Origin of the sequence: uncultured Nonlabens sp. (assembly GCF_947495285.1) — a bacterium.
Lineage (GTDB): Bacteria > Bacteroidota > Bacteroidia > Flavobacteriales > Flavobacteriaceae > Nonlabens.
Window position 1 is genome coordinate 20,444 of sequence record NZ_CANLXZ010000027.1, and the last position, 26,939, is coordinate 47,382.

Consider the following 26,939-nt stretch of genomic DNA (forward strand, 5'->3'; position numbering starts at 1 on the left):
TAGGCGACTTTCCATTAAATTAATAAATAGCAACATTTAAAAAATCTGACTTGTAATCAACCTAAAAAAAAATCAACATTCCCCATTAAGAGTTAAATAGACAACTGTTTTTTATAGCACTACACAGATATTCATAAAAACTAAAAGTACTTTATCTTTGTACCAAGAATTTATAATATGTCCATAACTCATCGCATTCTTTTTGAAGACAATCATCTCATAGCAATTAATAAAAAGTCTGGTGATTTAGTTCAAGGAGATAAAACTGGCGATGAAATACTGCCAGATTTAATTAAGGACTATATCGCAAAAAAATATGATAAGCCAGGTGCTGTATTTTTAGGTGTTGTACATAGACTAGATAGGCCTACTAGTGGTGTGGTTATATTTGCTCGTACCTCAAAGGCATTACCTAGAATGAATAAGCTCTTTTCTGAACATAAAACAGAAAAAACCTACTGGGCAGTTATAGAAGGTAAGGCACCTCATAAGGCTGCCCGCCTAGAGCATTATCTTGTACGTAATGTGAGGCAAAATAAAAGTTATGCCCATACCCACGAAGTACCTAATTCAAAAAAGGCCACACTCTCCTATACCGTAATTAAAGAATTAGACCGTTATACTTTATTAGAAGTAAAATTAGAAACTGGCAGGCACCATCAAATAAGATCCCAATTAAGTAAGATAGGTTGTGTTATAAAAGGTGATTTAAAATATGGTGCAAAACGCAGCAACAAAGATGGCAGTATACACTTACATGCTAGATTTTTAGAATTTATCCATCCCGTAAAAAAGGAAGCTGTAAAAATCACAGCTCCTGTAAATAATAATGATGCGATCTGGAAAGCTGTTTCAAATATTTAATTTTATGTTATACTAAAATTAATCATTTTAGCATAATAATTTCTTAGCTTTACTATTCACAGTACTTATTATGAATGTAGAGCAAGTCCATAAATCACAACAAGACTTTTTTAAAACTAGGCAAACGGTAGACGTATCTTATCGCATCAAGTGTTTAAAGCGTCTTAAAATAGCCATAGAAACTCGCGAAAAAGATATTTATAAAGCACTCGCTACCGATCTTTCTAAGAGTGAATTTGAAGCTTTTCTAACAGAATACAATGTCATTATAGAAGAGCTTAAAAATTATATTTATAAAACAAATAAACTGTCTTTACCTAAAAAGGTAAGACCTTCTATACTCAACTTTCCATCTAGATCAAAAAGATATCCAGAACCTTATGGAAATACATTAATTATTTCACCGTGGAACTATCCTTTTCAACTCGCATTAGGTCCTTTGATAGGTGCAATCGCTGCAGGTAATACAGTGCTATTAAAACCCAGTGAATTTACTACCGCGACATCTCAATTAATAAAAGAAATTATAGAAGAGGCTTTTGAAAAAGGACATGTTTATGTACTTCTAGGTGATGCACAAATTGCACAAAAATTAACCGCCTTACCATGGAACTACATTTTTTTTACAGGCAGCCCTGCTGTAGGTAAAAAAATATATCAGGCTGCTGCAAAACACCTGACACCTGTCACATTAGAACTAGGTGGTAAAAACCCATGCGTCGTAGATAATACCGCTCAAATAAAAGTAGCAGCAAAACGCATCGTATGGGGGAAATTCTTAAATGCAGGACAGACCTGTATTGCACCAGATTATCTACTCGTGCACAATGATGTAAAAGAGAAACTGATTAAAGAAATTAAGAATCAAATTTATGAATTCTTTGGTAGCGAGGTGAAGACCTCACCAGACTTGCCACGAATTATAAAAAACGATCAATTTGATAGACTCATAGAAATGCTAGAAAATGAAACAGTTCTAGAAGGTGGTGATTATGACAGAGCATCGTTGTACCTCGCTCCTACATTAATAGATGAGCCTAGCCGCGATAGCAAGGTAATGCAAGAAGAAATTTTCGGACCTATATTACCTGTCATCAGTTTTGAAAACAAAGAAGATCTAGAACTATGGATAGATAGTTATGAAAAACCGCTAGGTGCTTACTGTTTTACCAGTAATTCTAAATTTGAAAAATGGTTTTTGAACAGGTTCTCCTTTGGCGGTGGTGTTATAAATGACAGTATTGTTCAGTTTATAAACGACCGTCTTCCCTTCGGCGGTGTAGGAAATAGTGGTATAGGATCGTACCATGGGGAGAAAACGTTTGAAACCTTCTCACATTATAAAAGCGTTGTGCATCGTGGCACGTGGATAGATCTTCCTTTAAAATATGCCCCTTATAAAGGAAAATTAAAAACTGTAAAAAAATTACTTCAGTGGTTATAAGTACATAGAATGTAATTCACAAGACGGTCATAAAGTGTCGTTAAGATCTTGTTAGCACGCTTTCGCGAAAGCGGAACCACTACTATCTTTAAAGAAAAAAAACATGATTAAGGAAGGAACCATAGTAAAATGGAAATGGGGAAACGGTACGGCAACTGGCAAAGTAAAGTCTACATTTACTAAAAAAGTGACAAGAAAAATCAATGGAAATGAAGTCACTAGAAATGGGGAAGAAAATAACAAAGCACTTTTTATTAAGCAAGATGATGGGGACAGCGTTTTAAAATTAGAAAGTGAAGTAGAACGTGCCGATTAATAGTTTTAAATGACTAAATTTAAACACATAATATACTCATGCTAGATCTATCATTAATACCATCACAGAAGTTGCTAGTTTCTAGTACACAAAACATTTTGGGCTTGTTTTTAATTGCGAGCATCCTTACCGTTTTCTTGTTATGGTTTTTAAAATGTTTACGCTCTGAAAACGGAAACGCTGGTAAAAATTCTATTTCTATTAAAATAGATAGAAACGGAAAATATAGATATGAAACAGTTCCTAATTCTGGTAACAGCAATCTTAAGTTTTGGATTAAAATTATGATAGCTATTATAGCGGTTGCCTTTTTATGGAGTCCTATTAAATCGATTATTAATCCACAATATTAAATAATGGCGCAGTTAATTAAAATTTACGAGGATAACCCAAATCAAAAAGAACTAGAACGTGTCGCCAAAGCTATGCGCGCTGGTGCTCTAGTTATATACCCTACAGACACGGTTTATGGTTTAGGTTGCGATATTACAAATAAACCAGCACTAGAAAAAATTGCAAGAATTAAAGGTATTAAATTAGAAAAGGCAAACTTTTCTTTTATTTGTGAAGATTTGAGTAATTTAAGTGACTATGTAAGCCAGATAGATTCTCAGACTTTTAAAATTTTAAAACGCAATTTGCCAGGGCCTTATACTTTTATTTTACCAGGTAGTAATAATTTACCTACTGTTTTTAAGAAAAAGAAAACGATAGGAATACGTGTACCTGATAACAATATTGCCATAGAATTAGTAAAACTGCTAGGTAATCCTATAGTCTCTACTTCTATTAAAGATGAAGATGAAGTGGTAGAATATACTACAGACCCTAGTCTCATTGCAGAGAAATGGGATCATCTAGTAGATTATGTTATAGATGGTGGTTATGGTGGTAATATAGGCTCTACTGTAGTGGATCTTACAACAGATAATCCAGTGGTTATACGGGAAGGTAAAGGATCTATAGATTTATAAAAGTAGATTTATAAATTTTAAAAGCCGTTTTTTTAAACCTATACTTCATCCTATTCTAAATAAAGTTACGGTATTGAACATCCCTCTTGTTTAGTGTACTTTAAAACATTTCTGGTTGATTATTAAAGTAAAGGCATTTGTTTATGTTTTGCTTTAGTGTAGACCGTCTCTCTTCATAAGGATGATAAAGACCATGCTGAAAATTAAATTTTGCAAATAAGTTGTGTCTTATTTAAGTTACGAGGTATAATAAATACCATTTACACTGTTCTGTTGTCTATAAATATTCTTAAAGAAAATAGATATCAACTCCTATCCTACCTGTATCACGACTGCATTTGCTCATGTTTCTATAAATGATTTGATGTAATGCTATTATTTTTATAGATCTAAAAAGGATTTCAATATCTCATCCTGCTTTATACAACTCTTCAATGCTATTTACTGACGGCAAGCCATGCGATTTTAAGAACAAACCAAAAGAACAGGAAAAACACTAAATGATTACAACTGTTAAAACCCATCTGATGCTTATCGGTTTGTTTAATTTTACTAGTTTTTTGAGTGTATTACGGTCTTATTTAAAATTGCACAGCCAGTTAAAATAAATTTTATAAACTGAGCCATTTTTAATGATTATAAAATAAGTAAATGTATCAGTATCGATATTTTACGAGATCATATGAGATGCAACACGCGATGCCAGTGTTTTTTATATCTCATTTATAAAGAGTTTATATCTATAGAATCCTAACCATACTGACCATATAAAGGTAAAGTGATCAGAAACAAAATCTTATAACCTAATAGAATAAGACTTAACTGTAACTTTTTATGAGTGTAGCTTATAGGGTATTGTTCTATTACTTTAGAATGTAAGAAATATAAATACTAATCAAAAAAAAAGACTGCCTTTTAAGACAGTCTCTTTATTATAAGCTATAAAAATAATGAGAGCGGTTACTGTCTCCACATTAAATCCATGCAATGATTCTAATTAACAACAAATTTGTTAAACGTTGTTTGATTTTCATTCTCAACTTTACAGATATAAATACCTGATTTTAAAGAAGATGTAATATCACTAAAAGGAATATCATTTCTTCCCTTTTCTACCGTTATAGTTGTGTTACTCAATAACTGTCCTGATATATTATAAATACTTAGTTTTGACGGCACTGAAGTATTAGCATATAAAGTAATAACACTATGCTCATTAACAGGATTAGGATAAATAATAGAGCTTTCTGATTCTTTATTTAAAGAGGCACTTTTTTGAGGTGCAGCGTTCCACTGATTATTGAAGTAATAAGTTGCATCAGAACAAGTATATAAATCAGATGTTTGATTAGAACCATTATTACTAAAAATTAAATTAGAACAGTTAGAAGAAATGGTAGCACTCATGTAACCGTTTCCAGCATTTGAAAGTGCTACTCCAGGCCAACCACCGTTAGTAGCGTTTAAATTATCATCCCAAGAATATAAATGAGTATAACCTTGAACATATACAGTCATAGTATTTGAATTACCACCGCCCACAGGAGGATTAGCATACCAGTTACCTTGATAATAATAAGGAGTAGAACTACAGGTATATAAGTTAGCTGTTTGTGATGCACCGTTATTACTAAAAATTAAATTAGAACAATCTCCTTGAACCGTTCCAGAAAACCAGCCATTACCTTCATTTACTAGACTTGTTCCAGGCCAGCCACCATTAGTAGCATTTAAACCGTTATCCCATGAGTAAATAGTACTATAATCCTGAGTATAAACTTTAAAAGATGTGTTTACTGGTGTGCTAGAGCTAGAGTTCTTTGTCCATACAGCAAAGTTATTCCCTGAACTAGCAAGGTTCCATCCAGATCCTGACGGACTCCAGTCATTAGGTCCTAATTTCATAGCAACTTGATAATTATCTCCATCTATGATAGCTGCGTACAGTCCATTTTGTGAAGCTTCAATACTAAGATTACTTTGACTATGGATACCAGCATCTTTTCTTACTGCTATTAATTCAGTTATTTCTGTCTTAGGTCCATTTCCCCAATCCATTAAATGCGGCCAGTAAATACATGGTACACCTGGATGAGTAAGTAAGTAAGCATAGGTCTGTCCTACGTTTCCAGCATTAAGAACATTATTAGGTGTATCATAACGTGGTGTATCATGATTCTCTATAAAAGTTACATAGTTTCTAGAATCCCAACCTATACCTCCAGAGGCAGCACCGCTGTTAACTAAATAAGAATAATTGTTATCTCTTACTGCTGCTTTAAGTGTAAAGTAAGTAGGAAAATCAAAAGCAGCCGAGCCTGTGTTGTTTATCCAGTCTTGAACTACTTGTTTGTTAGAATTATAGTTCTCTCCTACGGTAATACTAGGATTTGTAGCATTGTTATATAAGGTAAAGTAATAAGGATCAAAACCATGTACAAAATCATATCTCCAACCAGAATAACCTAGAGTTTTAAGATTATTTAAGAAATCTATTACACTATTTTGAACATATTGTTTTGTGTGATCAATATCTCTAGCTGCTTCATAAGATGTACCAGTATCATTTCCTCCTCGCGGATATACGTTATAATATTGAGGTACACTCCATACTTCATCATTTGAAGTAATGGCATCAGTTCCCCAAGCAGGATTTGCAAAATCCACATAATTTGTATTTCCAACTCTATGGTTAATTACAATATCTGCAATAGGATCAATTCCTTTAGAATTTAATGCATTAAGCATTGCTCGGTGATTTGCTAGAGATCCATAATTGTTTGCAAAGTTATTCAGTTCACGTGGCAAGTAGCCTTCAAGAGATCCTGCATCACTAGGTGGCGGCAACCAGATCATGTCTATGCCCATATCGGCGATTTCTTGACTTTTATTATTGATAACGTTGTACCAGTTATCTGGATTATTTGCTGCGCTTTCCCAATAAAAGCCTTGTAGCATGATGCGGTCATCATTGGTACGTTGAGCAAATGTTTGCATGCTAGAAAAGAGCAAAACAACACAAAACGCTAAAATTTGGTTTAGGTATTTCATAATCATTAAGGGGTTAAGTAATTATATGGTTAATATTTACTGTAAATTTTCATTTATTTTCAGTAAAGCGCCTAAATTTTTAACACATTATTACGAAAACGTTATAGTAAAATTAGTGTTTACTCTCTTATCATAAGATAAATATTCCGCTTTCGCGAAAGCGGAATATTCATAAAGCACTATGCCCTTTTCATAAATAAACACAGTTTTAAACTCTTAAAAATGAAATTATGGATCTTAGGAAAAGTAACACTAGAGCTGCTAGGTTATATAAAAGTTCTCCAAGTATGAATCTCGTTACTTTATAAGGAAATCAATATTTTAAAATCTAAAATATTATTATTAATCTCTAGGCTGTACCTATTTCAACTACTCAAAATTCCTGTCCCTATAAAAAGCAAATTATCGGCTCAAATTATGAAAGAGCTATTGTAAAGGTTCTGTTTGCAGTTCTTTTAAAAAATGATAAAACTCTTCTTTAAATCTTGCGTGTTTTTGACCAGTTGCAAGGCCATTATAACCAGTATGTATACGTCTTACTTTACCAGATTTATCTATGTAAATACTGGTAGGATAAGATAAAACGTGGTTAAGCATCGGTAACTTTTCATTTGCCGTTTTCTTATTTGTAGAACCATATTGAGCTAATAAAATAGGATACGTAACATTCTCTGCCTCTATAAGTCTTTTTATGGATCGCATAGCAGCTTTTTCGGTAGGAGCATATTCAAATGCTAGTCCTATAAATTTTACATCAGATTTTTGTGAATTGATATATTCTTGAAAAAATCTAGTTTCTTCTAGACAGTTAGGACACCAGCTACCTAATAACTGTACTACAACAACCTGATCTTTAAATTCTGCATCTTGCAAGCTAACTTGCTTTCCATCTACATCTTTAAAGCTAAAATCTACAGAATCATACCCTTCTTTTAAATAAGTAAGTGTCGTCGCATCTGGTAGATTATAATCGTTATTAAGAACTGCGGTAAATGGTTCTTTCCAGTGATTACCACTGTAGAACATTCCTTCTAGAGTGCTATCCCTCACAACCGCTTCAAATAAAAAGGCATGAGCACCGTCAAAAGTGGATAACTTTAAAGTATCATTTACCACAGCACCTTGAAGAAATCGATAATCTCCTGTAGTGGTTTCAAATGTACCTGTTACTTGATTTCCTTCTTGAGTAAAAACACCTTTTGCTATGTAACGATCTGATTTACTATCAGGACTAAAAACTGTCTCATAACTACCAGATAAAAAAGAAGAGGTTCTAGCATTATCTAGCGACTCAAAACGATAGTCTACTCCTGCAGTCATTGTAAACGGTACTGCTCTATCTAGACTAGGTTTAACGTGCTGTCCTGTTATCAATTCCTTAGATTGAAATTTACCTTTAAAGTATCCTTCAAAAACTGGTGGTTTTATAAAAATAGAATCGCCTTCTATGATAATCTCTGTAACGGTAATTTCTTCATCTGCATTACGTATCATTAATGTACGATCTTCATTTACCATTAATTGAACTGGTAATTCTTTTTCATTACCTAAATCAAAGGTAAGTCTCCAGTTACCAGGTGATAAGGATAAATCAACAGCTGGGGACGACTCTTCTTTACAAGAAAAACATAGAACAATAAGGAAAATAAATAGTAATTTTTTCATGATACAAGTTTATTGCATAAATATCACGTAATTATTACGATTCAATTTATTAATATTTATTTAGTAAATAAGCTGTATTTTAAGAACTTTGCCACATGGAGCACCGACACTTTTTAATCTACAAACCTTATAAAATGCTTAGTCAGTTTATGACTAACGACAGGCATCAAAAAAACAAGAAGTTTTTAGGAGAGCTATTTGATTTCCCGACAGATAGCATGGCTGTAGGCAGACTAGATGAAACTAGTGAAGGTTTATTAATGATTACTACAGATGGCAAATTGAGCAGTCATATTAATAAACACGGTAAGGTAGAAAAAGAATATTATGCACAGGTAGATGGTATTATTACAAAAGAGGCTATTGAAAAAATGAGCTCTGGACTAGAGATAAGTATAAACGGCTCTATTTACTTAACCAAAGAATGTCAGGCAAAAATAGTAGATCAAACCCCTAATTTACCAGTAACTTTACAACGTGTACGAGACGATCGACACGGTCCTACTTCTTGGGTTTCTGTGACTTTAAAAGAAGGAAAATTTAGACAGGTACGTAAAATGTGTGCCGCAGTAGGATTTCCAGTATTGCGACTTGCTCGTGTACGTATAGGAGCATTTACTTTAGAAAATCTAAATAAAAAAACCGTGGTGGAAATTACCGACCTTATCGATAAGAATTAAAAAATCTGTATTTTCATAAGGGTAGCATTAAATCTACCTTTATGAGAAGTAAAGCCTTACTCATTTTTCAAAATAATCAAAGTAGCTTTTACACCAGACGCGAGATTCCATATGTTTTGTTGTACTACTTTACCTCTAGTATCCATTACTTTAAACTCTGCAGTGTTGGGTCCAGAAGATCCTTGATTTAAAGCTTCTATTTCTATTTTATTGAATCCATCTTTAAGAGGTATACTAACTCCTTGATAGACGTTTCTAAGATATATTTTTTCCACAAGAATCTTATCATCTTGCCATATACGCACTAGATCTCCATCTTCAAATTGGTGATCTCTACAGACTAATCTAAGTAATTTTTCACCTGTTCTTATTTCGCCTAGAAAAGTATCACTTCTAAAACCTGCACCTACTGGAGCGTCTTTTTTAAATTTCTGATTTTTAAACTTGATTCCTGGATCTACAAGATCGGTCTCTTGACGCATTTTGATCTCGTTATTTTCTTTGGGTCTGGTATATGTTCTAGTCTCCTTCTTTTTTGGAAACAACATAGAACCTCCTGTAGTAGTTTGCGGTACTGGTTCTATAGTACGCGGTGTTGAATTAGGTATTTCCTGCGCAAAGGAATAACTAGCCGTAAGTATACATAAGTAAGCAATAAGATTTCTCATACCTGCAAGTTATCAAATTCCTTGCCTAAAATGATCACAGAGAAGTTATTTTAAGTTAAAATGTTGTGATAACTAGCGCTATTTAAGTAAGATTTAAACAAATGAAATTTATTATTAGTTATCTATTTAGGTTACGCTTTTGCAAAAGCGTAACCTAAAACAGAAATCTTATAGTTTTAAAAATTTAATCTAATCGCTTGATTTTGGCACCTATTGCACGCAGCCTGCTATCTATGTTTTGATAACCACGATCTATTTGTTCAATATTGTGGATGGTACTGGTTCCCTTTGCACTTAAAGCAGCGATAAGTAAAGAAATACCAGCTCTAATATCTGGGCTAGTCATAGTGGTAGCCTTTAATTGAGATTCAAAATCATAGCCTATTACACTCGCTCTGTGTGGGTCGCAAAGAATAATTTTTGCTCCCATATCGATCAATTTATCCACAAAGAATAGACGACTTTCAAACATTTTCTGGTGTATCAATACACTACCTCTAGCCTGTGTTGCCACTACTAGAACGATACTCAATAAATCTGGAGTAAAACCTGGCCATGGAGCGTCAGAAATGGTAAGAATAGAACCATCGATGTAGTTCTGGATTTCATAACCCTCGTTGTGTGCAGGAATAAAAATATCATCTCCACGACGTTCTATGGTAATTCCTAGTTTTCTAAAAGTTGCTGGTATGATACCCAATTCATCATAAGCTACATTTTTAATGGTAACCTCTGACTTGGTCATCGCAGCAAGACCTATCCAGCTACCTATTTCTATCATATCTGGTAGAATGCGGTGTGTTGTGCCACCTAGTTTTTCTACACCTTCTATGATGAGCATGTTAGAACCTATACCAGAGATATTTGCTCCCATGCGCACTAGCATGTTACACAACTGCTGTAAATAAGGCTCGCATGCAGCGTTATAAATAGTAGTTTTCCCTTGTGCGAGAACAGCTGCCATAACAATATTTGCAGTTCCTGTTACAGACGCCTCGTCGAGAAGCATATACGCTCCATGAAGCTCGTCTGCTTCTACACCATAGAAATATTCTTCTTTATTGTATCTAAATTTTGCGCCTAGTTTTATGAAACCTTCAAAGTGTGTGTCTAAACGACGACGACCTATTTTATCACCTCCTGGACGTGGAATATATCCTTTTCCAAAACGTGCTAATAATGGACCTACTAACATGATAGAACCACGTAGTCCACGACCTTGTATTTTATACTCTTCGGACTGTAACCAGTCTAGATTTATATTATCTGCTTGAAAAGTGTAAGATTCTGGACCATTCTTAGTCACTTTTACACCTAGGTTATTCAATAAAGCGATCAATTTATTAACGTCGATAATGTCAGGTACGTTATTAATCTCTACTGGCTGGTCTGTTAATAAAACAGCACAAAGTATTTGAAGCGCCTCATTTTTAGCTCCTTGTGGTTGTATATCACCTTTTAATTGATGTCCACCTTCTATTATAAATGTTCCCATGTATGTCTTTAATTGTAATTTTTAAAAATAAAGAACTCGCCGAAGTTTTTAAAACATTATTAAGGTTATAATTCATAATTAATGAACATCTCCGATTCTTATATTAAAATGATAAAATCCAGTAATTAAATAGGTAACCTAACTATCAATAAATCTTTAAAAATGAAAGGTAAAACGACATTAGAATAAAGTAGAATTTATCAACATTTATGTTTCTTAAAATATGATATTTAAAAAATTACAGCGTCATCTTTAGAGTTTTTATTAAAATTTGAACCGCTATCTTCTATTCAAAAATCGATATTATACCCATTTAAAATGATAGTATGTATATCTTTGAAACTGTAATAGATTATTCTAAGCATATCACATGAACAAATTAACCGCCACACTACTCCTTTTTCTTTTTTTTCAATTAAGTATTGCTCAAAATGAGACCATTACTGCGATGAAAGCGCAAATGGAAGAAATGACAAAACAAATTGCCAAAAAAGATGCTTTCACCTACACCATCTTTAAAGAACATATGGTAGCCATAGAACTTTTAAGAAAAGCTGCAGATGCTCCAGAATTGCGCATGTCAGATAAAAATAAGGCCATAGTAAAATCACTAAAAAGAGAAGGGTATAACAAATTACTCAAAGAAGATTATGACGCTATAATCACTAGCGCAAAATCATATAACATCAATTGGAAAAAAGTGAAATACGTAGAATTACTCTATAAATCAAAAACTGTTTTTAAACTAGGCCAGCCTGGTTTTGAAGCATTATTAGTTATAGAAGATAAGACTCAAAAAGACATTCTTTTCACCCTAAGAGTAGATTTTATCATGTTAGGTACAGATCCATACGTTCTAGAAATGGACGATCTTAAGAAAGAATTAAAGTAAATACTTATAACTGTGTATTACTTTAAGTTATTCATACATCTATTTTAATGCAAACCTTTGTCCATTACTTTTTACACATTTTCTTTCCACTAGCCATAGCTATTGTGTTTTTTAAAAATGAATGGAAAAAGACCTATTTAATTCTACTAGCTACTATGTTAGTAGATCTAGACCATTTGCTAGCCTCACCAGTATTTGAAGCCCATAGATGCAGCATTAACTACCATCCACTACACTCCTATTATGCCATTTTAATTTACATAGGCTTACTTTTTTTCAAGAAACCATTTAAAATCATAGGTATAGGATTATTATTTCACATGGTGACAGATTTAATAGATTGCCTTTTCATGTATAACCATTGTGCAGACTGTATGGCAACATCACCAGTAATAGAGCTCTTAGAACACATCTCTAGCTGGTTATAAATTATTTTTTTGTGTCTGTTCCGCTTTCGCGAAAGCGGAATTATAATCCTACAACATGGCTATAATCCATACTCTATGGGTAGCATTAATATTTCACTTTACTTTTACAAATCATTAGCGTAAAAAAGAGCAAAAGATTCATTCAAAATCTATAATTTAGCTACTTAAAGTTATACAATTTAGAGATTTGTAAGGAATGTTTTACAATACTATTTAGTCTAACTTTTACCATATAAATACATATTCAAAAATTAAATAAATGCAAGATTTAAAAGGTAAAAAAGCAATCATAACAGGTGGAAGCCGCGGTCTAGGAAAAGCTACAGCACTAGCATTTGCACAAGAAGGTGTAGATGTTGCGATCACTGGTAGAAATGAAGAGGCTTTAAAGGCAACTGTTGCCGAGATTGAAAAATTAGGAGTAAAAGCGACCTATGCCGTTTTTGATGTGAGCAATTATGAAGAGGTTAAAACGAGTGTAAAAACACTAGTTGATACTCTAGGTTCTATAGATATATTAGTAAATAATGCTGGTATAGCAGCATTCGGTACTTTAAACGATATGCCTGTAGATCAATGGACGCAAATTATGCAAACTAACGTGATGGGAATGTATTACGTTACTAAAGAAGTATTACCTTATTTAATCGACCAGAATGAGGGAGAAATTATCAATGTTTCTTCTACTGCAGGGTTAAATGGTAATGCGAGTACCTCAGCATATTCTGCATCAAAGTTTGCTGTAATCGGTATGTCAGAATCATTAATGAAAGAAGTACGTAAAAACAATATTAGAGTTTGTACGTTAACACCTAGTACGATCGCGTCTGACATGTCTATAGATTTAGGAATCGCTACTAAAGATTCTGAGGACAGTGTTTTACAACCAGAAGACTTTGCAGAGCTAATTATCGCAGGATTAAAACTACCTAAAAGAGCCATGCTTAAAAGTGCAGCACTATGGTCTACAAATCCATAATTTTAATATAGAAATAGCCAGTTAGATTTACATTATGTTGTAATTTAACTGGCTTTATTAATTGTATATTTTTGTATTTTCTTCTCAAATATTTCAGTCTCAAATAAACACATCTATATCTATGGAACTAACCAGACATTGTGATCTATGTGAGCGTAAAAAAAGTGATTTTAAACTAGGCTTAGTATGTGGTCTTACCTCTCGCAAGCCTGCTTTTAATAAAACATGCTCTCAAATTCTACTTAGAGATAATTTTGAAGAAAAACTGAAGCAAATAAATCTAGAATACGATCAATTAAAAAGAAAACGTTTACACACTTATTCTTATACAGTCGGTTATATATTGATAGGTTTTATAATTATAGCTACTGGTTATTTAATAGCTTATCATATTAATGATGTTGCTAATAAAACATCTGTAAGATTCTACACTTATCCCTTAACATTTATTGCTATAAGCTTTGCACCTATGGGTTTGGGTATATCGACTTTCATAAATTATTTACAACATTTAAAAGTGGCAAAAAGTAAGAAAGAAGATCTAGATAAGGTGTTAGTACTATACAATATCAAGTACACGATAGATATAGATTACCAAACAGAATTTCATGGTACACAAGAAGTTTACATAGATCTTAAAGTAAAAGGAGTACGATAACCTTACTTAAATTGTAATTCCTGAAACTAGAACTAGATTATTTATAACCACAAATTTGAAAAAAAGCACATGAAAACCTCCTTAAATAAAGATTTAGAAATATCAAGAATAGTTTTGGGGATATGGAGACTTCTAGATTGGAATAAAAACGATCAAGAGTTGCTTACTTTTCTTAAAAAATCCATAGAAACTGGAGTCACCACATTTGATCATGCAGATATTTATGGAAATTATGAATGTGAGGCCGCCTTTGGTAAAGCGCTACAGTTAGAACCTTCACTGCGTGATAGTATGCAGTTGATTACTAAATGTGGGATCAAATTAACATCTGATAAGTTTCCAGATCGTCAGGTAAAATACTATGATTACAGCGCTAGTTACATCATCTCTCAGGTAGAACAATCTCTTAAAAATCTACATACAGATTATATAGACGTACTTTTATTACATAGACCATCACCCTTTTTTAATCCAGAAGAGGTAGCAAGCGCCTTTGACCAATTAACATCTAGCGGTAAGGTTTTGCATTATGGAGTGTCTAATTTCCTGCCCCAGCAACTAGAATCGTTGCAAGCTTACACAACTGCTCCTCTAGTAACTAACCAGATAGAAATATCGCCGTATTGTCTAGAGCATTTTGAAAATCAAAATATCGATTATCTTATCTCTAAAAACATAAAACCTATGTCCTGGTCACCACTGGCCGGTGGTGAATTACTAGCTCCTAAAACAGAAAAAGGAATCCGTGTTCTTAACGCCATTAAAAAAGTGGCTCAAGAAATACAGGAGCCTAAGTTGGATAAAGTTGCCTATCAGTGGCTATTAAAACATCCTTCTCAAATAATTCCTATTATAGGAACTGGTAAAATCGAGCGTATTAAAACTGCAGTGAGTTCGTTAGATGTAGAGATGACTTTAGAGCAATGGTTCCAGATTTATATAGCTGCCTTAGGAAAAGAATTACCCTAATAGACGGTTGATAATTCCGCTTTCGCGAAAGCGAGAACACCACAAAACAAATCCTTGTAACGTACCTTTGTGTTCTAAAACTACATCGTGGCGAGAAGAGCACCTGCATCCATAAAAGAACAAAGTAAAAAGGGAAAAACATTCTCCTTAAGTGCATTAAAGACACTACCTAGATTTTTTAAAGAAATCTGGAGAGTGAGTCCTAAACTGTTTATAACCAATTTTACCGCTAGATTACTCACCGCAATTAGTCCGGTAGTTCTACTATGGGTAGGTAAATTGATTATAGACGAGGTTATTTTACAAATATCGTTAGAAGATCAAAATCTAGACTTGCTCTGGAAATATGTGATTATAGAGCTAGCAGTAGCCATAGCTGCAGACCTGCTCAATAGATTAATTAATTTAACTGATGGATTAATAGGAGATTTGTACTCTAACGCGTCTTCAGAAAAAATTATAAGAAAGACTAATGAGCTGACTCTAGAACAGTTAGAAGATCCAGATTTTTATGACAAACTAGGGCGTGCAAGACAGCAAACTAGCGGTCGTGTAGGTTTAATGAGTGCTTCATTGAGTCAGGTGCAAAGTATTATCTCTATAACATCCTTAATCGCTGGTTTGATCTACTTTGAGCCATTATTGATTATCTTATTGGTCCTAAGTATTATACCATCATTTATCAATGAGGCAAAATACAGCTCGCATAGATACTCTGTAGCACGCAGCTGGACTGCAGAGCGTCGTGAACTAGATTACTTGCGTTTTATAGGAGCTAATAATCAAACAGCAAAAGAGGTAAAACTCTTTGGGCTTACCGATTATATAGCAGCCAGATTTAATAGATTATCTAGCGATTATTATGAGATCAATAAAAAGCTATCTATTAAGCAAAGTATCTATGGATCACTGTTTAATATTATAGGTATTCTATCTTATTATGGAGCTTATATATTCATTATTTTTAAAGTAATAACTGGAGTACTAAGTATAGGAGAACTTACCTTCTTATCTGGATCTTTTAACAGATTGCGTAATAATTTACAAGGTTTCTTTTCTCGTTTTACTGCTATATCAGAGAGTTCGCTTTATTTGAGAGACTACTTTGACTTTCTAGATATAGAAATCACTGACGAGGCAACCAGCTACACTCCTATTCCAGACGTTATTAAAGAAGGTTTTGAGATTAGAAATGTACATTTTGGCTATGCTGGTAGTGATATAGAAGTTCTTAAAGGAATAAGTTTTAAGATTAAAGTAGGTGAAAAAATAGCCTTTGTAGGTCAGAATGGTGCCGGTAAAACAACACTTATTAAATTGATATTGAGGTTTTACGAGCCTACCCAAGGAGAGATTTTATTAGATGGAATTAATATCTCTAAGTTTCATAAACAAGAGTTTAGAAAACGTTTTGGTGTTATTTTTCAAGACTTCTTTAAGTATGAATTCAGTTTGCGTGAGAATATCGCGGTAGGTAATATTGATGAGTTAAATAACGATGTCATGATTACCGACGCGGCACAGCGCAGTCTTGCAGACCAGGTAGTGGCTGTTATGAAGGGTGGAATTGATCAACAACTAGGACGTAGATTTGCCAAAGGACAAGAACTAAGCGGTGGACAATGGCAAAAGGTGGCACTAGCCCGTGCCTATATGAAAGATGCAGATGTTATCGTACTCGACGAGCCTACCAGCGCACTAGACGCACAGGCAGAATATGACGTTTTTGAACGCTTTATAGGACTGACTAAGGGAAAGACCAGCATCATTATATCTCACCGTTTTTCTACTGTTAGAATGGCAGATAGAATTCTAGTTCTAGAAGATGGTGTCGTTGCAGAAATAGGTACGCATGAAGAATTGATGGCACAACCCAATTTATATGAAAAACTGTTTAATTTACAAGCCGCAGGATATCAATAGATGAGTTATGAGAAAATTAGGAATGATTGTGCTTATTTCGATTAATTTTGAATGAAGATTTCTAAATGAAAACATATTTGGGATATGTGAGTTAATATGGACATAATTCTAAAAACTTCAAATCTTAAACACTACTTAGATGAAAAAATTACTTTTTATAACGACTTTTATCATAAGCAGTTCTTACGCTACATCACAAAATCTACATTTATATGGTGGTAGCGATTATTCTGTATATTTAGGCTGTCTGGACTGTTCTCGTTTTGATAGTAAATCCATCTGGAATGCCTTTGGAGATTATGGAAGTAGTTTTAGCAATACATCTATCTGGAACGATTTAAATAATTATGGAGACGATAATAACCCACTATCTCCATGGAATGCGGTTTCTAATAAAGCACCTAAAATAATAGACGATACTGGTAAATTTCAAGGATATTTAACCGCAAATCCTTCTTTAAAAGAAAAATCTAATTCTAGACTCGCTACAGAGCTAGTGAACAACCATAAGGCTATTGCAAGAGATCTAGCAAAATGGTATACTAAGTTGGTAGTGGATTATAGTAAACTGTAAATTATATCATGGGATTAATTATAACCGTCATTACGTTTTTAGTTGTCATAATAGCGATTGTATTTATTTACAATCATAGCGGTAATACTTCTTCTAAAGCAACGAACATTTCTAAAACTTATAATTTAATCCAACAACAGTCTGAATTTGAAACTGAAATTTTAAGAATACTCTTTGAACAAGAAAGTTTTATGACTCTTATCATAGAATTTAATGGTGATTTTGTTCAATACCTTTTTGATAATAAAGACTCTGAATTTGGAATCTTTTGTGAATGTAGAAGTGATCATTTTAAAAACCCTAACCAGATTAAAGATCCTAATTTTAAGTACTTGAACAAACTTGGGTTTTCATTGAATAATATTCACATGGAAACTTTTAACTACAACAAAGATTATCTCATTAACTCAAAAAACGATAAGAAAGAACTTTTAGATGAGTTGTATTTGATCATGAAGAACGTTTATCACATTCCTAAATCTGTGCCTATTAAGTTAACATATTTTTAATACCACAGATAAGAGTACACATAAAATCTAAACCGTTTCATCCAGATTAAATATGTAATTATAATTGTGTACGCCTAGCCTTATTAAATTGATCTTTACAACATAAAAACTCAATTTTAATAGGGCAGATTTCCTTTAATCATTCTCAAATCATAATAAATAGTATCGATTCTATAAAATTAAGATAGTACACATATTAATAGGTGGAGAATAATAAGTACTTATAACTCCACGGTATCTGCAACTTACTATGATGGAATTCTTTTACGTTCTAATACTATTGGGATAGGTCCTACTATATCTACATGTTTTAGGTTTAAAAAAGTGAAGTAAATCTTACTTAGGTATTGAACTAATATTAATAGAAAAAAGGGACAGGTAGAACTGTTCCTTTTTTTTTTGAATTTAGATAATGATCTTATAGATTAAAACAAAAAAACTGCCTCAAATTAATGAGACAGCTTCTTTTTTTGATATTTAGATTTTGAGTGCTAGCTCAACTTCTTTGCATTTTTTACTTTTTGCTTAGTAAGAGCCAGGTCTAGAACATTACTCATATCGCTTACATAATGGAAAGTAAGGCCTTTTAAATAATCGGCATTAATTTCTTCTATGTCTCTACGGTTTTGCTCACAAAGAAGGATTTCTTTAATTCTAGCACGTTTTGCAGCAAGAATTTTTTCTTTAATACCACCTACAGGTAGTACTTTACCTCTTAAAGTGATCTCTCCAGTCATGGCAAGACTTTTCTTTACTTTGCGCTGTGTAAATAAAGATACTAGAGAGGTTAACATGGTTACACCAGCACTAGGTCCATCTTTAGGAGTAGCGCCTTCTGGTACGTGTATGTGAACGTTATAATTACTAAAAATAGAACTTTCTATACCTAGTACATCAGCATTTGCTTTGATGTATTCCATTGCTATAGTAGCACTTTCTTTCATCACCTTACCTATGTTACCAGTTATGGTTAAGTTTCCTTTACCTTTAGATAGTATAGACTCTATAAATAGTATGTCGCCACCTACTCTAGTCCATGCCAGTCCAGTTACCACACCAGCCACATCATTATTCTCGTATTTATCACGTTCCATCTTAGGAGCGCCTAATACATTAATAACCGTTTCATTAGTTACTTTAAGATCGTACTCTTCTTCCATTGCAATACTTTTGGCAGCATAACGTACCATTTTTGCAAGTTGTTTATCGAGCGATCTTACACCACTTTCACGAGTATAACCTTCTACTACTTTTTCTATTTGTGGTTTTGCGATTTTAAGATGCGACTTATCCAGCCCGTGTTCTTTTAATTGCTTAGGTAGTAAGTGTTGCTTTCCTATTTCTACCTTTTCTTCTATGGTATAACCTGTAACGTTTATAATTTCCATACGGTCGCGCAGTGCAGGTTGTATGGTATTTAAACTATTACTTGTTGCGATAAACATTACTTTACTTAAATCAAATCCCATTTCTAGGAAGTTATCATAAAAAGCATTGTTTTGCTCTGGGTCTAGTACTTCTAGCATCGCACTAGATGGGTCTCCATTATGTGAGTTACTCAATTTATCAATCTCGTCCAGTACAAATACAGGATTAGAGGTTTTTGCTTTTTTTATAGACTGAATGATACGTCCTGGCATTGCTCCTATATAGGTTTTACGATGTCCACGTATTTCTGCCTCATCTCGCAAACCACCTAAAGAAATGCGCACATACTCACGTCCTAATGCCTCTGCAACAGATTTACCCAACGATGTTTTACCTACTCCTGGAGGTCCATAAAGACATAGAATAGGAGATTTCATATCATTACGCAATTTTAAAACTGCTAGATACTCTATAATACGTTTTTTTACTTCTTCTAGACCATAATGGTCGCGGTCTAGAATTTTCATGGCGCGTTTCAGGTCAAAGTTGTCCTTAGAAAACACATTCCATGGTAAATCAAGAATAAGATCTAGGTAATTGCGCTGTATAGAATACTCTGCCACTTGCGGATTCATACGTTGCATTTTTGATAGTTCCTTCTCAAAATGCTCCTTTACCTTATCGTCCCATTTCTTTTTCTTAGCACGCTGGCGCATTTCATCTACCTCTTGATGTGAAGAGACACCACCACCTAATTCATCCTGAATGGTTTTCATTTGCTGGTGCAAGAAATACTCACGTTGTTGCTTATTAATATCGGTCTGTACTTTAGACTGTATATCGTTTTTAAGCTCTAATTTCTGACGTTCTACATTCATAAAACGCAACGTTTCTAGCGCTCTTTCTTTAAGATCATTAATCTCTAGAATTCTTTGCTTCTCCTCTACCTTAAGATTCATGTTAGAAGACACAAAATTTACTAAGAAAGAATCTGACTCAATATTTTTAATCGCAAACGACGCCTCTGTAGGGATGTTAGGACTCTCTTTGATAATTTCTAGAGCGAGTTCTTTTATTTTTTCAATAATCGCCTTAAACTCTTCATCTTCCTTTACTGGTCTTAGATCAGGTACATCATTTGCGATAGCAGTTATAAAAGGCTGCTCTGTAACGATCTCGCCCATTTCAAAACGTTTTTTACCTTGAATAATAACCGTAGTATTACCGTCGGGCATCTTAAAAGTCTTTAAGATTTTTGCAACTACACCTGTTTTATGTAAGTCTTCAAAAGAAGGTTCTTCTATATCTTCATTTTTTTGTGCAACTACACCTATCGCAATACCTTTTTTATGCGCGTCCTGTAATAATTTAATAGAGCGATCGCGCCCTGCTGTAATAGGAATTACTACACCTGGAAACAGTACCATATTACGTAATGGCAGTATAGGTAAGGTCTCTGGCACACTTTCATTATTCATTTCTTCCTCGTCCTCGCTGCTCAATAGAGGAATAAATTCCGCATCTTGATCTAATTCTTGAAGTGACAAGTTGTCTATCGAAAATTTCTTTGGTTTGAACATATCTTTTTCAGTCGCCACAATGTCATAAAGACTGCTGGCTTTTATTTTTTAAAATTAATTTGAGCACGATGTTTATTATAAATTCGCTTTCGCGAAAGCGGAATTACAACCTTTAAAAAACAGATTATCAAACTATTAAACTATTATTACAGTATCTAGAATGACGGTTTTACTCGTTTTACAACATGTGCCGAATAAATAAAATTTCAAATTCCTTGCCATGAAGTGTAACATGCTAGAATAAATTGCATCTTTAAAGCATAACACTAACCAAGTGACCTTAACAATAACCGAAATAGAACTCTATAACCTCTGTGAACGAGGTGATCGCAAGGCGCAAATGCGAGTCTATGATCAGTATGCAAATGGTATGTATCATGTCGCATTGAGAATCGTAAAAGACACCGCACTTGCCGAAGATATTATGCAAGACAGCATGATAGCGGCGTTTGCTAAAATGAAACAATGGAACCGAGAGGCAACCTTTGGCAGCTGGTTAAAAAGAATAGTCGTTAACAACAGCCTTACACAGTTGAAAAAGGAAAGTAAAATGCCCAAAGTGGATTATGAAGATGTTGCTTATGAAATGGAAAACAAAGCAGACGAACAAATAGATATGGAGGCTGCTGGTATGACTGCCAAAAAAGTACTGGAAGTAATGAAACTCTTAAAAGATAATTACAGACAGATTCTAACTCTAAGTCTTATAGAAGGAATGGATAATGAAGAAATAAGTGAAATTATGGGTATTTCTAATGCGATGTGTAGGACTACTATATCTAGAGCAAAGGAAAGTCTGAGAAATAAATTGCAACAGATATGAAAAAGAACATGGAAGAATGGTTTGCAGATCAAGATTTTAATACAGAATCACTGCCTAGTGGCCATAGAAATAGATTTTTTGATAAGCTAGAAAATGCTTGTAACGATGACCTGGAAGAAATAAAAGATGCTACTATATCTATTGCGACAGAGAATAGTGATGGAGATCATGAAAATAACAAGGTGATAAAAATGAATTCCTGGTTTAAATGGTCGCTGGTGGCAGGACTTGCAATTTTATTAGGTTTTACTGGTTTAAATCTGGTCCCTGCTAGCCCGGTAGAAAATGGACTGTCTAGTGTATCTCCAGAAATGGCGCAGGCACAAGACTTTTTTACCAGTACGATAAATGAAGAACTAGAGAGATTAAATAAAGAGCAGTCACCAGATGCTGCCCGTATTGTTACCGCAGCTAAAACTGCACTAGCTAGATTAGAAAAGGATTATAAAACAATAGAAGCTGACTTTGCCACAAATAAGGATAGTAAAACTGTTATCGCTGCTATGATACAAAATTTTCAAAATAGAATCGATTTATTAGAGAATGCTCTAGAGCAAATAGAACAATTGAAAAATTTAAAAGAACAAGAAGATGAAACATATATATAAACTTAGTGTACTGCTGTTTTTACTACCAGCATTACTTCTAGCCGGTCCAGGTTATGGAAAATACACCAAGACTAAAAAATTGAGTAAAACCTTTACGGTACATAAAAACTGTATGGTTGATATTCAAAACGAATTTGGTAACATTACTATTACTACATGGGATAAACCCACTGTTTCTATAGATATTATTGTAGAAGTAAGTGGTAATAATGAGAGTAGCGTTAGTGAGCAGCTTAGAGATATAGATGTAGATTTTAACGCTAGCTCTTCTAATGTAAGTGCTAGAACTGATACAGGTAAAGGCAGTAATAGCCATAGTAGTAATAGTTTATGGAGTACTCTTATGGGTAGCAATAATTCTAAGAATAGCTCTAATATGAAAATAGATTACATCATTAGAATGCCAGTTACAGCTGCTGTGGACATAAGTAATGAGTATGGATCTGTATCTATAGACAGGTTATTAGGTCATGCAAAAATACAGTGCGATTTTGGTAGACTAGATATAGGACAACTACTAGCTGTTGATAACGAACTAAGCTTTGATTACACAAAAAATTCACATATCGATTATATGAAATCGGGAACGATTAGAGCTGATTTCAGTGGTTTTGAACTACATGGTGCAGAAAAAGTAGAGTATAGTGGAGAATACACTAAAGCAAAGTTTGATAACGTAAAAGACATTAAATTTAACGGAGATTTCTCAACTATACAGTCTCTAGATGCAATAAAACTAGTAGGTAGGGGCGATTATTCTACTATTAAATTAGGACACATCAAAGAAAGTGTAAACCTGGTAACTAATTTTGGATCCATAGGTATTGAAGAATTGAGTCCTGATTTTAAAGAGGCAGTTATTACTAGTGAATACACTAGCATTAAAGTTAATTTTCATCCAGAGGCTACTTTTAAATTTAACATCGACACAGAATTTGCAGGTATCAAACTAGCAGACGATGTAACGGTTACCGACTCAGAAAAGAACTCTACCGATAAGCAAAAGGCTGGATTCTATAAAGAAAAAAATTCTACATCTGTTATCAATATAAGATCAAGCTTTGGTAGTGTACATCTAAGAAAAAACTAAAATAAAACAATAAATAACTTAATAATAATAACATGAAACATATCATCTTACTTCTAGTAGCCATTTTAGGATTTAATAGTGCAAATGCTCAATGGTGGGGAAATAATAAAAGAATTAAAGGAAACGGAGAGGTTATTACAAAAACTTTTAATATTGCTAACTTTGATAAGATATCTGGTAAGAGTAGCATCGATATTATACTAGTAGAAGGAAAAGAAGGTATCATAACCGTAGAAGCCGAATCTAATATCATGGAATATATTGAGATAGAGGTTAAAGGTAAAAAACTAGAAATAGGCCTTAAAGATGGTACGAACTACAACACACGTAAAGGCATAAATGTAACTGTAAATGTAGAGTCTATTAACGCATTAAGTATGTCAGGAAGTGGAGATATTAAGAGTCATATGAATTTAAAATCTAGAAATCTAGAAATTTCTGTAGCAGGTAGCGGTAATATCATTTCACAAGTAGAATCACAAAACTTAGAGGTACACATAGCTGGAAGCGGTGATGTAACATTAAATGGACGTACAGAAAACCTAGATGCAAACATTGCTGGTAGCGGTGATATAGAAGCTATGAGTTTAAAAGCTTATAATGTAGAAGCTAGTATTGCTGGTAGTGGTGATGTGTCTGTTTACTGCACAGGTGGTAAACTTAGAGCGTCTATAGTAGGATCTGGTGATTTAACCTATAAAGGTACCACTAGCTCAATTAAAAAAAGTGTGTTAGGTAGTGGTGATATAACAAAGATCTAGAGCTACAGATTAAATAGCCGTAGGTCATTTAACTTTTTTACTATAGTTTTTTTAAAAGAGATAAAATACAAGAAATAGAAGGTTTAAATTTATTAATCTTGATAAAAGAATGTTCTATCTATAATGCTTGTAGAACTTATTTAACAAAAAATAAAATGGTAGAATGGTTTTACTTGCAGTAAATGGATGAAATATCGATTTATCATAATCACTATTTAGGACGGTCATCATCTGTAAGGCACAACAGTACGTACATACGTTATTTAATAGGATGAAAACTGGCTTTAAAATAGTTTTGTATAGCTTTTAAGAACCGTTTTCATAACATTTAAACCTTTCTTCATGTATTACTTATAGATTTAATGAGGTAGAATAATCAGGTTTTGTTTTCGCGAAAGCGAGATTATGGACACAAAAAAACCACTGCTCTAACAGTGGTTTTTTCTATTACTGATGTTAAGTCCTTAATTTAGAATACTAATTCCTTTTACATTAACAAATTCTTTAATACCGAATCCTCCGTGTTCTCTACCGAAACCTGAATTTTTCACACCACCGAAAGGCATATCTACCTGTGCAATACCAAATGAATTGATAAACACCATACCGGTGTCAAAGTGATTTTGGGCTAGCTCTATTGCTTTGTCTTCATCTTTACTAAAAATTCCACCACCTAGTCCAAAACGACTATCATTTGCTATGCGCATGGCGTCATCCTGGTCCTTTGCTTTAATTAGTGAAGCTACGGGACCGAATAATTCATCATCATATGCTGGCTGTCCTGGTTTTACATTTCCTAATACGGTAGATGGATAATAATATCCATGACCATCAGGTATTTCACCACCGCACAATACCTCAGCGCCATTATCTATACTTTCTTTAACTTGATTGTGAATTTTTTCTCTCAAGTCTTTTCTAGCCATAGGACCTAATTGCGTATTCTCATCTGTTGGATCACCTAGTTTTATATGATTCATACGTTCTACAAATCCTTTTTTAAACTGGTCATAAACAGCATCTACTACGATAAATCTTTTTGCAGCGACGCAGGTTTCTCCATTATTAAAAATGCGACCTTCTGTACAAGTTTTAATGGCGTGTTCTACATCTGCATCTTCTAGTACGATATACGCATCATTACTACCTAGCTCTAGTACAGTTTTCTTAATTGCCTTACCAGCCTGTTCTCCTATTTTGCGACCAGCTCCTGCACTACCTGTAAAAGTCACACCTCTTACAAGATCGTGTTCAATAATTTTTTCACTCACGTCATGATCAATAATCAATACGGTAAATAGATCTTTAGGTAAACCAGCTTCTTCATAAATCTCTTTCAGTTTCAATGCACTACCAGTAACATTTGCTGCATGCTTTAATAATATACCGTTACCTGCCATTAAATTAACGATAGAATATCTCACTACTTGATAAGCTGGATAATTCCAAGGTTGTATGCCATAGATGACACCTAGAGGTGAATAAGAAACGATTCCTTTACCACCGCCGGCAAGCTCTTTCTCTTCGTTTGCAAGTTCTTCTGCTCCTGTTGCTGCGGTATAGTCACAAATAGCAGCACAAAGATCTATTTCATCCTTACCATGGGCGATAATCTTACCCATTTCTTCGGTCATTAATTGTGCAAAATCTTCTTTATGTTCTTTAAATTTCTCGCCTATTTTCTGAATAATTTTACCTCTTTCTTCTATAGGAGTAGCTTTCCATTGAGTAAAAGCATTATGACATTTTTCTACAGCTTTTAAAGTCTGTTCTTCTGTCATTAATTCATATGTTTTAATCTCTTTTCCTGTTGCTGGGTTTATGGTTGTGATGTTAGTGCTCATGTTGTTTTTTATTTAAAGGTATGGGTCGTATTGCAGTAAATGCGTTAATAAAAAATCAAGACTTCTTATTATAGCCTTTAATTAACAAGCTATTAAAAGACTATTAACAAAGATGATGTGAATCGTTAATGCTTTTAAGAATTCATTTTATACAATCGTGTAGAATGGGACGCAACCTTTACAATGAGTTTTGTACTATAAGATATAACCTAAATTATAAGCTATGAAAAACCTTAAAAAAATTATCCTTTTACTCATAACTGTATTAAGTATCGTTTCCTGTACTTATGAAGATTATGACGACTCTATATCAAAAAATTTAATAACGGTAGACTCTGAATTATATGAATTAATAACAGATGTGGCCAGTGATCCTGAAACTGATGAGGATACGATATCTTGTATACAGGTTATTTATCCTATCAATATCTTTACCTACGATTCCAACAATATTGAAATAGCTAATACCTTTATTATAGGAAATGAAGTCTTCCGAGATTTTTTAGATACTTTACCTAGTACCAACTCGATAAGTATAAGTTACCCTATCGCTGCTACATTAACAGATGGAAGCTCTATAGACATAACCACTAACGAGCAATTAAAAGAAAGTATAGATAATTGTATTGAAGAAGAGTTAGAACTTATACGTTACTGTCAGAGCTTACTAGATGAATGTGTTTGGGAAGTAGGGTATTCTAATACCAATATAGTTATATAATGTCATATATTTTTTGTATATTTATGTATGGGAAGAACAGCATATTTAGATATCA

At 33.6% G+C, this 26,939-nt stretch carries 25 protein-coding genes; 19 read left to right on the forward strand and 6 right to left on the reverse strand.

Annotation, left to right across the window (positions count from 1 at the left end):
* Positions 1-177 precede the first annotated feature (177 nt).
* From Q0838_RS11210 to Q0838_RS11230, 5 genes are all read left to right on the forward strand, one after another.
* A complete protein-coding gene (locus tag Q0838_RS11210; RefSeq protein WP_298954902.1) occupies positions 178-864 on the forward strand; it encodes an RluA family pseudouridine synthase in 687 nt (228 codons plus the stop codon).
* Between the two features lie 70 nt (positions 865-934).
* Positions 935-2,308, forward strand: coding sequence for an aldehyde dehydrogenase (locus Q0838_RS11215; RefSeq protein ID WP_298954903.1), 1,374 nt, complete (start codon positions 935-937; stop codon positions 2,306-2,308).
* Positions 2,309-2,411: 103 nt separating this feature from the next.
* A complete protein-coding gene (locus tag Q0838_RS11220; protein ID WP_298954905.1) occupies positions 2,412-2,624 on the forward strand; it encodes a DUF2945 domain-containing protein in 213 nt (70 codons plus the stop codon).
* Between the two features lie 38 nt (positions 2,625-2,662).
* Positions 2,663-2,977 carry a hypothetical protein gene (locus tag Q0838_RS11225; protein ID WP_298954907.1) on the forward strand — a complete coding sequence of 105 codons (315 nt, stop codon included), beginning with the start codon at positions 2,663-2,665 and terminating at the stop codon, positions 2,975-2,977.
* Between the two features lie 3 nt (positions 2,978-2,980).
* On the forward strand, positions 2,981-3,598 hold the full coding sequence (locus tag Q0838_RS11230; protein ID WP_298954908.1) for an L-threonylcarbamoyladenylate synthase: 618 nt from the start codon (positions 2,981-2,983) through the stop codon (positions 3,596-3,598).
* A 993-nt stretch (positions 3,599-4,591) separates the two neighbouring features.
* Here Q0838_RS11230 and Q0838_RS11235 read toward each other — a convergent pair.
* Both Q0838_RS11235 and Q0838_RS11240 read right to left on the reverse strand, forming a co-directional pair.
* On the reverse strand, positions 4,592-6,595 hold the full coding sequence (locus Q0838_RS11235) for a starch-binding protein (RefSeq protein ID WP_298954910.1): 2,004 nt from the start codon (positions 6,593-6,595) through the stop codon (positions 4,592-4,594).
* Between the two features lie 480 nt (positions 6,596-7,075).
* The gene (locus Q0838_RS11240; protein ID WP_298954912.1) at positions 7,076-8,314 is read right to left on the reverse strand and encodes a TlpA disulfide reductase family protein; all 1,239 of its coding nucleotides are present in this window, start codon (positions 8,312-8,314) and stop codon (positions 7,076-7,078) included.
* Between the two features lie 95 nt (positions 8,315-8,409).
* Between Q0838_RS11240 and Q0838_RS11245 the strand changes: the two genes are divergently transcribed.
* Positions 8,410-8,994 (forward strand): pseudouridine synthase, encoded by a 585-nt coding sequence (locus tag Q0838_RS11245; protein ID WP_298954914.1) that lies wholly within the window; start codon positions 8,410-8,412, stop codon positions 8,992-8,994.
* Positions 8,995-9,050: 56 nt separating this feature from the next.
* Here Q0838_RS11245 and Q0838_RS11250 read toward each other — a convergent pair whose 3' ends face one another.
* Both Q0838_RS11250 and murA read right to left on the reverse strand, forming a co-directional pair.
* Positions 9,051-9,662 (reverse strand): hypothetical protein, encoded by a 612-nt coding sequence (locus Q0838_RS11250; RefSeq protein ID WP_298954916.1) that lies wholly within the window; start codon positions 9,660-9,662, stop codon positions 9,051-9,053.
* Positions 9,663-9,846: 184 nt separating this feature from the next.
* On the reverse strand, positions 9,847-11,157 hold the full coding sequence (murA, locus tag Q0838_RS11255; protein ID WP_298954918.1) for a UDP-N-acetylglucosamine 1-carboxyvinyltransferase: 1,311 nt from the start codon (positions 11,155-11,157) through the stop codon (positions 9,847-9,849).
* 370 nt (positions 11,158-11,527) lie between these two features.
* On the opposite strand from murA, the gene Q0838_RS11260 reads away from it, so the two are divergent.
* The 8 genes from Q0838_RS11260 to Q0838_RS11295 all read left to right on the forward strand — a co-directional run bounded on the left by Q0838_RS11260 (position 11,528) and on the right by Q0838_RS11295 (position 18,089).
* Entirely contained in the window at positions 11,528-12,049 is a 522-nt protein-coding gene (locus Q0838_RS11260) for a hypothetical protein (RefSeq protein ID WP_298954920.1), read from the forward strand.
* Positions 12,050-12,096: 47 nt separating this feature from the next.
* Complete coding sequence (locus Q0838_RS11265; RefSeq protein ID WP_298954922.1) at positions 12,097-12,477, forward strand: DUF6122 family protein; 381 nt, start codon at positions 12,097-12,099, stop codon at positions 12,475-12,477.
* Positions 12,478-12,736: 259 nt separating this feature from the next.
* Positions 12,737-13,456 carry a 3-ketoacyl-ACP reductase gene (locus Q0838_RS11270; protein WP_298954924.1) on the forward strand — a complete coding sequence of 240 codons (720 nt, stop codon included), beginning with the start codon at positions 12,737-12,739 and terminating at the stop codon, positions 13,454-13,456.
* A 121-nt stretch (positions 13,457-13,577) separates the two neighbouring features.
* Entirely contained in the window at positions 13,578-14,114 is a 537-nt protein-coding gene (locus Q0838_RS11275; RefSeq protein WP_298954927.1) for a hypothetical protein, read from the forward strand.
* A 69-nt stretch (positions 14,115-14,183) separates the two neighbouring features.
* Positions 14,184-15,083: an aldo/keto reductase family oxidoreductase gene (locus Q0838_RS11280; protein WP_298954931.1), complete on the forward strand. Its 900-nt coding sequence runs from the start codon at positions 14,184-14,186 to the stop codon at positions 15,081-15,083.
* Positions 15,084-15,170: 87 nt separating this feature from the next.
* Positions 15,171-17,006, forward strand: coding sequence for an ABC transporter ATP-binding protein (locus Q0838_RS11285; RefSeq protein WP_298954934.1), 1,836 nt, complete (start codon positions 15,171-15,173; stop codon positions 17,004-17,006).
* A 139-nt stretch (positions 17,007-17,145) separates the two neighbouring features.
* Positions 17,146-17,580, forward strand: a complete 435-nt coding sequence (locus tag Q0838_RS11290) for a hypothetical protein (RefSeq protein WP_298954937.1) — start codon at positions 17,146-17,148, stop codon at positions 17,578-17,580.
* An 8-nt stretch (positions 17,581-17,588) separates the two neighbouring features.
* The gene (locus Q0838_RS11295; protein ID WP_298954942.1) at positions 17,589-18,089 is read left to right on the forward strand and encodes a hypothetical protein; all 501 of its coding nucleotides are present in this window, start codon (positions 17,589-17,591) and stop codon (positions 18,087-18,089) included.
* A gap of 491 nt (positions 18,090-18,580) precedes the next feature.
* Here the strand turns inward: Q0838_RS11295 and lon are convergent, their stop codons facing one another.
* Positions 18,581-21,037, reverse strand: a complete 2,457-nt coding sequence (gene lon / locus Q0838_RS11300) for an endopeptidase La (RefSeq protein ID WP_298954945.1) — start codon at positions 21,035-21,037, stop codon at positions 18,581-18,583.
* A gap of 274 nt (positions 21,038-21,311) precedes the next feature.
* Between lon and Q0838_RS11305 the strand changes: the two genes are divergently transcribed.
* The 4 genes from Q0838_RS11305 to Q0838_RS11320 are packed head-to-tail and all read left to right on the forward strand — an operon-like array spanning position 21,312 to position 24,319.
* Entirely contained in the window at positions 21,312-21,860 is a 549-nt protein-coding gene (locus Q0838_RS11305) for an RNA polymerase sigma factor (protein WP_366942042.1), read from the forward strand.
* On the forward strand, positions 21,857-22,468 hold the full coding sequence (locus tag Q0838_RS11310; RefSeq protein ID WP_298954948.1) for a hypothetical protein: 612 nt from the start codon (positions 21,857-21,859) through the stop codon (positions 22,466-22,468). Before Q0838_RS11305 ends, Q0838_RS11310 begins: the two co-directional genes overlap by 4 nt.
* On the forward strand, positions 22,452-23,558 hold the full coding sequence (locus tag Q0838_RS11315; RefSeq protein ID WP_298954951.1) for a hypothetical protein: 1,107 nt from the start codon (positions 22,452-22,454) through the stop codon (positions 23,556-23,558). The genes Q0838_RS11310 and Q0838_RS11315 overlap by 17 nt, the downstream gene beginning before the upstream one ends.
* A 32-nt stretch (positions 23,559-23,590) precedes the next feature.
* On the forward strand, positions 23,591-24,319 hold the full coding sequence (locus Q0838_RS11320; RefSeq protein ID WP_298954953.1) for a head GIN domain-containing protein: 729 nt from the start codon (positions 23,591-23,593) through the stop codon (positions 24,317-24,319).
* A 464-nt stretch (positions 24,320-24,783) separates the two neighbouring features.
* On the opposite strand, the gene Q0838_RS11325 is transcribed toward Q0838_RS11320, so the two are convergent.
* On the reverse strand, positions 24,784-26,163 hold the full coding sequence (locus Q0838_RS11325; protein ID WP_298954956.1) for an NAD-dependent succinate-semialdehyde dehydrogenase: 1,380 nt from the start codon (positions 26,161-26,163) through the stop codon (positions 24,784-24,786).
* Between the two features lie 223 nt (positions 26,164-26,386).
* Here Q0838_RS11325 and Q0838_RS11330 point away from each other — a divergent pair, with 223 nt between their 5' ends.
* Positions 26,387-26,884, forward strand: a complete 498-nt coding sequence (locus Q0838_RS11330) for a hypothetical protein (protein ID WP_298954959.1) — start codon at positions 26,387-26,389, stop codon at positions 26,882-26,884.
* The last annotated feature ends 55 nt before the right edge of the window (positions 26,885-26,939 follow it).

Coding starts and splice junctions, on each gene's coding strand:
- Q0838_RS11210 (WP_298954902.1), top strand. CDS start 178: ATGTCCATAACTCATCGCATTCTTTTTGAAGACAATCATCTCATAGCA.
- Q0838_RS11215 (WP_298954903.1), top strand. CDS start 935: ATGAATGTAGAGCAAGTCCATAAATCACAACAAGACTTTTTTAAAACT.
- Q0838_RS11220 (WP_298954905.1), top strand. CDS start 2,412: ATGATTAAGGAAGGAACCATAGTAAAATGGAAATGGGGAAACGGTACG.
- Q0838_RS11225 (WP_298954907.1), top strand. CDS start 2,663: ATGCTAGATCTATCATTAATACCATCACAGAAGTTGCTAGTTTCTAGT.
- Q0838_RS11230 (WP_298954908.1), top strand. CDS start 2,981: ATGGCGCAGTTAATTAAAATTTACGAGGATAACCCAAATCAAAAAGAA.
- Q0838_RS11235 (WP_298954910.1), bottom strand. CDS start 6,595: ATGCAAACATTTGCTCAACGTACCAATGATGACCGCATCATGCTACAA.
- Q0838_RS11240 (WP_298954912.1), bottom strand. CDS start 8,314: ATGAAAAAATTACTATTTATTTTCCTTATTGTTCTATGTTTTTCTTGT.
- Q0838_RS11245 (WP_298954914.1), top strand. CDS start 8,410: ATGGAGCACCGACACTTTTTAATCTACAAACCTTATAAAATGCTTAGT.
- Q0838_RS11250 (WP_298954916.1), bottom strand. CDS start 9,662: ATGAGAAATCTTATTGCTTACTTATGTATACTTACGGCTAGTTATTCC.
- murA (WP_298954918.1), bottom strand. CDS start 11,157: ATGGGAACATTTATAATAGAAGGTGGACATCAATTAAAAGGTGATATA.
- Q0838_RS11260 (WP_298954920.1), top strand. CDS start 11,528: ATGAACAAATTAACCGCCACACTACTCCTTTTTCTTTTTTTTCAATTA.
- Q0838_RS11265 (WP_298954922.1), top strand. CDS start 12,097: ATGCAAACCTTTGTCCATTACTTTTTACACATTTTCTTTCCACTAGCC.
- Q0838_RS11270 (WP_298954924.1), top strand. CDS start 12,737: ATGCAAGATTTAAAAGGTAAAAAAGCAATCATAACAGGTGGAAGCCGC.
- Q0838_RS11275 (WP_298954927.1), top strand. CDS start 13,578: ATGGAACTAACCAGACATTGTGATCTATGTGAGCGTAAAAAAAGTGAT.
- Q0838_RS11280 (WP_298954931.1), top strand. CDS start 14,184: ATGAAAACCTCCTTAAATAAAGATTTAGAAATATCAAGAATAGTTTTG.
- Q0838_RS11290 (WP_298954937.1), top strand. CDS start 17,146: ATGAAAAAATTACTTTTTATAACGACTTTTATCATAAGCAGTTCTTAC.
- Q0838_RS11295 (WP_298954942.1), top strand. CDS start 17,589: ATGGGATTAATTATAACCGTCATTACGTTTTTAGTTGTCATAATAGCG.
- lon (WP_298954945.1), bottom strand. CDS start 21,037: ATGTTCAAACCAAAGAAATTTTCGATAGACAACTTGTCACTTCAAGAA.
- Q0838_RS11310 (WP_298954948.1), top strand. CDS start 21,857: ATGAAAAAGAACATGGAAGAATGGTTTGCAGATCAAGATTTTAATACA.
- Q0838_RS11315 (WP_298954951.1), top strand. CDS start 22,452: ATGAAACATATATATAAACTTAGTGTACTGCTGTTTTTACTACCAGCA.
- Q0838_RS11320 (WP_298954953.1), top strand. CDS start 23,591: ATGAAACATATCATCTTACTTCTAGTAGCCATTTTAGGATTTAATAGT.
- Q0838_RS11325 (WP_298954956.1), bottom strand. CDS start 26,163: ATGAGCACTAACATCACAACCATAAACCCAGCAACAGGAAAAGAGATT.
- Q0838_RS11330 (WP_298954959.1), top strand. CDS start 26,387: ATGAAAAACCTTAAAAAAATTATCCTTTTACTCATAACTGTATTAAGT.